The following is a 4,745-nucleotide window of genomic DNA, read 5'->3' on the forward strand; positions in this document are numbered from 1 at the left end:
TAATGGCTCAACTCGCGCAACGCGCCAGAGCATAAATAAAAATGTCGCGGGATGGAGCAGCCCGGTAGCTCGTCAGGCTCATAACCTGAAGGTCGTAGGTTCAAATCCTACTCCCGCAACCAACACCTCAATGGAATATCAGCACATTAAACCTCGCTCCGGCGGGGCTTTCTGCGTTCAGGCACAGGCACTGGATGCAATACCGAAGTAAAATAGCGCCCCAGCGCCTAAAGCTATCATACCAATCATGAAACGAAGCGCGCCAAACCAAAGCGGTACACATCAGCGCGGAAAACCCCGCCGCCAGCCCGCTTGACCGCAACGGCGGGCGCGGTCCGAAGAGAGGGCGACCTTGATACTGCAAGCGCTCGTTCAGCCCTAACAGGTCCTTAGCATTTGCGATCTTTTGCACCGGAGGCCGCGTCGCGGTCCTGCTCTTCCACTAGGATTCAGGCTATTGTCGCTGGGGACTTTTAGAAACGGACGCGACTTAACTCAAATTTATTTCTTATGGGCGTATCTTCGGGATCGTGAGCGCAGTTCGTTGCGCGTGCTTTGCTGGAGAACCGGTCACATGCAGTTTCGCTCTTTCAATGCTCCTGATCCAGATACAGGCGATCGTCCTCTGGTGACGGTTTTCTGCGCCGTCTGGCATAAGCAGCCGAACAAGCACGAGTTATTGCGGTCTCATTGGGAGAATCTGAAGGCACAGTCGATCCCGGTTGAGCCTTGCTACATCTTTGACAATGGTGATGTTGCCCCCGAGTGGCTGGATGCGCCCTGGCACAGTTTTGACGAGCCGCTCACAATCTACGAGGCCTGGTCCGCAGCAACTGCACTGGCACGTACCAAATATATCATGAACCTTAATATGGATGATCGCCTGGCCACCAATGCCGTTCAGGCGATGGTCGCCGCAGCGATTGCGACCAAATCCGCATTGGTTGGTGGTGAATGGCTCGTCAGCTTTGATGAAAGTCACCTCGACCAAAAGTTTGCTGTCGAAGACCTCTGGGATACCTGCTTCGCTGCCGATTGGCCGCCGAAGAAACAATCAAATCTGCGGCTTGGCAGCGGAACGGCTGAGCGGGGAACATATGGACCTGCCACACTGTGGAGCCTGGAGCAGGTCGGCCCGTGGTACCCAAGCTACTTCGGCAACCAAACACCGATCAAATCGATGGGCGATGCCATCTTCTGGGAGATCCTCGCCAAGCACAATCGCAAGTTCACGCGGATCCCGATGGTGGTCGGCCGGTACTATTCTGACGAGACATCGCAGGCCGAATTCCGCCCGCACCAGGACAATGAGTACCTGCGTGATCACGGGATCAGTCGCGCTTCCTTTGCCGATTTCATCACCTCGGGAGATTTTTCCAAATGGCCCGGCCTTGCTCCCGCGGCTGGTGTACCGGACCCTGTCGCGCTGAATAAAATCGAACGAGCCAGTGCGGAGCTGGCCGCGAAATTTCGTTCAATGGGGTTGAGAGCGCATGGCGCGGCCCAAAGCATCTCGATGCAGTGACCATGTCGCAACGTATCTTCATAACCGGCAGCGGCGGTATCGTTGGCCGCCACGCCATGGCTGCTCTGGCAGAGCTTGCGCCTGATGCGGTTGTGATCCGAAACACCGCAGATCTGACAAAACCCGATGAGATTGCCCAGGTTATCAACACGGCGGGCCCGCTTGATCTGGTCATCCACCTTGCTGCCATGGTGCCGGTCAAGGCGGTGCAGGGCGATCCCGGCGGCGCCTTTGCTGTAAACGCAGGCGGCACGATCAACCTTCTGGCTGCGCTTGGCAATACTCATGCCCGGATGCTTCTGTGTTCCTCCAGCCATGTCTATGCGAGCAAAGAGACGCCAATTTTCGAAACCGATACCATCGAACCGGTTTCACTTTATGGTCAGACCAAGCGGATGGCAGAGCTGGCTGCGCAACAGATTTGCGCCGCGACGGGTCGCTCGCTCTGCATCGCCAGATTGTTTTCGATCCACGACCCTGAACAATCTGGAAGCTATCTGCGCCCGACGCTTGTCACTCGGTTGAAGACCGCCGTGCCGGAGGCGCCGTTTGACCTCTACGGTGCCGACAGTCGGCGGGATTTTCTGCCCGCCGCACAGGCGGCCCGCCTTATTGTCGAACTCGCTCTTTCGGATGCCGAGGGGCCGGTCAACGTCGGCTCCGGGTGTGCGATGACGGTTGCAGATTTTGCCCAATCCCTTGCTCCTTTCCCTTTGAACATACGGCCCCTGGGCCAGAACGACACGCTAGAGGCCGATGTCACGCGCCTGCGTGCGATCCTTGGAGAACGCCATGACTAAGAGAGTTTCCATTGTAGTTCCCACATTTAACCGTGCGGATATGCTGCCCAAGGCAATCGACAGTGCGCTTGATCAGACGGTCGCCTGCGAAGTGATCGTCGTAGATCACGGGTCGACCGATCATACGCCGCAGGTTGCCGCGGAATATGGTGATAAGATCATCTACGTCCGGCGGGAAAAGGACTTCGGCCCGCATTTTTGCTGGCTTGAGGGCGTCCTGCATGCATCTGGCGAATTTGTTCACCTGCAGTATGACGATGACTGGATTGCTCCGACCTTCATTGAAAAATGCCTGGCTGTCATCAGCGATGATGTCGGCTTTGCCTTCACCGGGGCTGAGGTTGTCGACAATAAAACCGGCAAGCAGATGATGACGCAGTTCTTGGGATGGCTGCCGGATACGGGTATTTTTGAGAACCGCCTGGCGGAAGAAAACATCGTCGGATCCCTGATCTCCCCCGGCGCGGCTCTGTTTCGGCGCCAGGTATTGATCGATGCGCTCTACCAGGGGCGGTTGCCGCTGCAAAACAGCGAATACCACGGGGTTGGGCCAGATATCTTCGCCTCGCTGCTATCGATGCTGCGATATCCGAAGGTTGGCTTTGTGAAGGAACCTCTTGCCAGTTTCCGGGCTCATGATGGCTCGATCACCATCGACGCGCTGAAAGATCAGAAGAAGGCCGCCAACATCACCGCCGCTTACAACGAGGTGCGACATTACTACGTCGAGTTAAAGGCGATGCAGGCTGTAAGAGGGGCGCAAGCATGAAGAATTTTCAGCCACCGCGGCCGATCACCCTGGCCCAGGACACCATCTCGCGGCGGGAACTCCAGCAGACCGCCGATTGGATGATGGCGGGGAATCGCCTGACAAAGGCGGAAGAAACAACCGCCTTCGAAGCCGAGTTCGCGGCATGGATGGGCTGCAAACATGCGGTATTTGTGAACTCGGGCTCGTCTGCAAACCTGCTGATGATATATGCCGCGCGCGAAGCCGGACGGTTGCGGAACAACAAGGTGATCGCGCCTGCCGTCAGCTGGGTGACCACGGTGTCCCCACTTATCCAGTTCGGTTTTGATGTGCGGCTTTGCGACTGCGATCCGACCAATCTCGGGCTGGATCTGGATCATCTCGAACGGCTCTGCAAGGAGGAGGCTCCGGCCCTGCTGATCCTTGTGCATGTGCTTGGTCACGCCAACCATATGGCGGCGATCCGGGACATCTGCGAACGGTATGATGTCCTCTTGCTGGAGGACAGCTGCGAAGCCCTGGGATCGGTCAGCGACGGGCGAAAACTCGGCTGTCATGGGACTGCGGGCAGTTTCTCATTCTATTACGGGCATCATATCTCGACGATCGAAGGGGGGATGGTTGTCACCGATGACAGTGAGCTCCATCAGGTCATGCTGTCGCTGCGGTCTCATGGCTGGAGCCGGGATCTCAACCCGACATTGCGCGATCAGCTGCAGCAAGACCACAATATCGACGATTTCCGCAACCTTTACACCTTCTACTACGCCGGGTTTAACCTGCGCTCGACGGATCTGCAGGCCTTCATCGGGCGTCAGCAAATTCTGAAACTCGATGATATCTGCCGGGTTCGCGAACGCAATTTTGACATCTACGCCGCGCAGTTGCGGGGTTTTTATCGTCAGGACAGCGAGACTGAGCTGTTATCCTCCTTCGCCTATGGCACCTTGGTGGAGAACAGGATGGAGGTATTCGAGCACCTCAGGGACCAGGATATCGAGTGTCGACCGCTCATCTGCGGAAATATCGCGCGCCATCCGTTCTGGATCCGGCATTACGGGCATCAGGTGCTGCCAAACGCAGATCTGATTCACGACTATGGGATTTACCTGCCCAACCACCATAATTTGTCGACGGCGGATGTGACCTGCGTCACCGACGCGTTCAAGGCGGTTGCGCGCCCCAAGAGCATTCACGATCGCGCAGCCTGAACTGCGGCTGATGGCGATTTCCAGAAACAACGGACAGCAAAATGCCAAGTGTTAAAAAAGCCCTCATCACCGGTGTGACGGGTCAGGATGGGTCCTACCTTGCGGAGTTTCTTCTGGAGAAGGGCTATGAGGTGCATGGGCTGAAGCGGCGGGCGTCGTCGTTCAACACCAGCCGGGTGGATCACATCTATCAGGATCCGCATGTGGATCATGCCCGCTTCAAGCTGCATTACGGCGATCTCACCGATACCTCCAACCTGACGCGGCTGCTGAGCGAGATCGAACCGGATGAGGTCTATAACCTCGGCGCGCAGTCTCATGTCGCCGTCAGTTTCGAGGCGCCGGAATATACCGCAGATGTCGACGGCATCGGCACCCTGCGCCTGCTGGAAGCGATCCGTTTCCTGGGGCTGGAGAAAAAGACCCGGTTTTATCAGGCCTCGACTTCGGAATTATAC

General features: G+C 56.9%; 5 protein-coding genes and 1 tRNA gene. All 6 read left to right on the forward strand.

Features of this window, described 5'->3' with window-relative positions; genetic code table 11:
* The first annotated feature begins 45 nt into the window (after nucleotides 1-45).
* Nucleotides 46-122: transfer RNA gene (locus VWZ85_RS20400), tRNA-Met, on the forward strand.
* A 335-nt stretch (nucleotides 123-457) separates the two neighbouring features.
* Nucleotides 458-1,525, forward strand: coding sequence for a glycosyltransferase family 2 protein (locus VWZ85_RS20405; RefSeq protein WP_416589501.1), 1,068 nt, complete (start codon nucleotides 458-460; stop codon nucleotides 1,523-1,525).
* Nucleotides 1,526-1,527: 2 nt separating this feature from the next.
* A complete protein-coding gene (locus tag VWZ85_RS20410; protein WP_416543447.1) occupies nucleotides 1,528-2,325 on the forward strand; it encodes an NAD-dependent epimerase/dehydratase family protein in 798 nt (265 codons plus the stop codon).
* Nucleotides 2,318-3,094 (forward strand): glycosyltransferase family 2 protein, encoded by a 777-nt coding sequence (locus VWZ85_RS20415; RefSeq protein WP_340547862.1) that lies wholly within the window; start codon nucleotides 2,318-2,320, stop codon nucleotides 3,092-3,094. Before VWZ85_RS20410 ends, VWZ85_RS20415 begins: the two co-directional genes overlap by 8 nt.
* On the forward strand, nucleotides 3,091-4,287 hold the full coding sequence (locus VWZ85_RS20420) for a DegT/DnrJ/EryC1/StrS family aminotransferase (protein ID WP_416555184.1): 1,197 nt from the start codon (nucleotides 3,091-3,093) through the stop codon (nucleotides 4,285-4,287). The genes VWZ85_RS20415 and VWZ85_RS20420 overlap by 4 nt, the downstream gene beginning before the upstream one ends.
* 41 nt (nucleotides 4,288-4,328) lie before the next feature.
* Nucleotides 4,329-4,745, forward strand: a 417-nt coding sequence (locus VWZ85_RS20425) for a GDP-mannose 4,6-dehydratase (RefSeq protein WP_416595521.1), incomplete at its 3' end; no start/stop codon positions are given.

The sequence above is a fragment of the Phaeobacter sp. JH20_29 genome (genome assembly GCF_048056175.1).
Lineage (GTDB): Bacteria > Pseudomonadota > Alphaproteobacteria > Rhodobacterales > Rhodobacteraceae > Phaeobacter > Phaeobacter bryozoorum.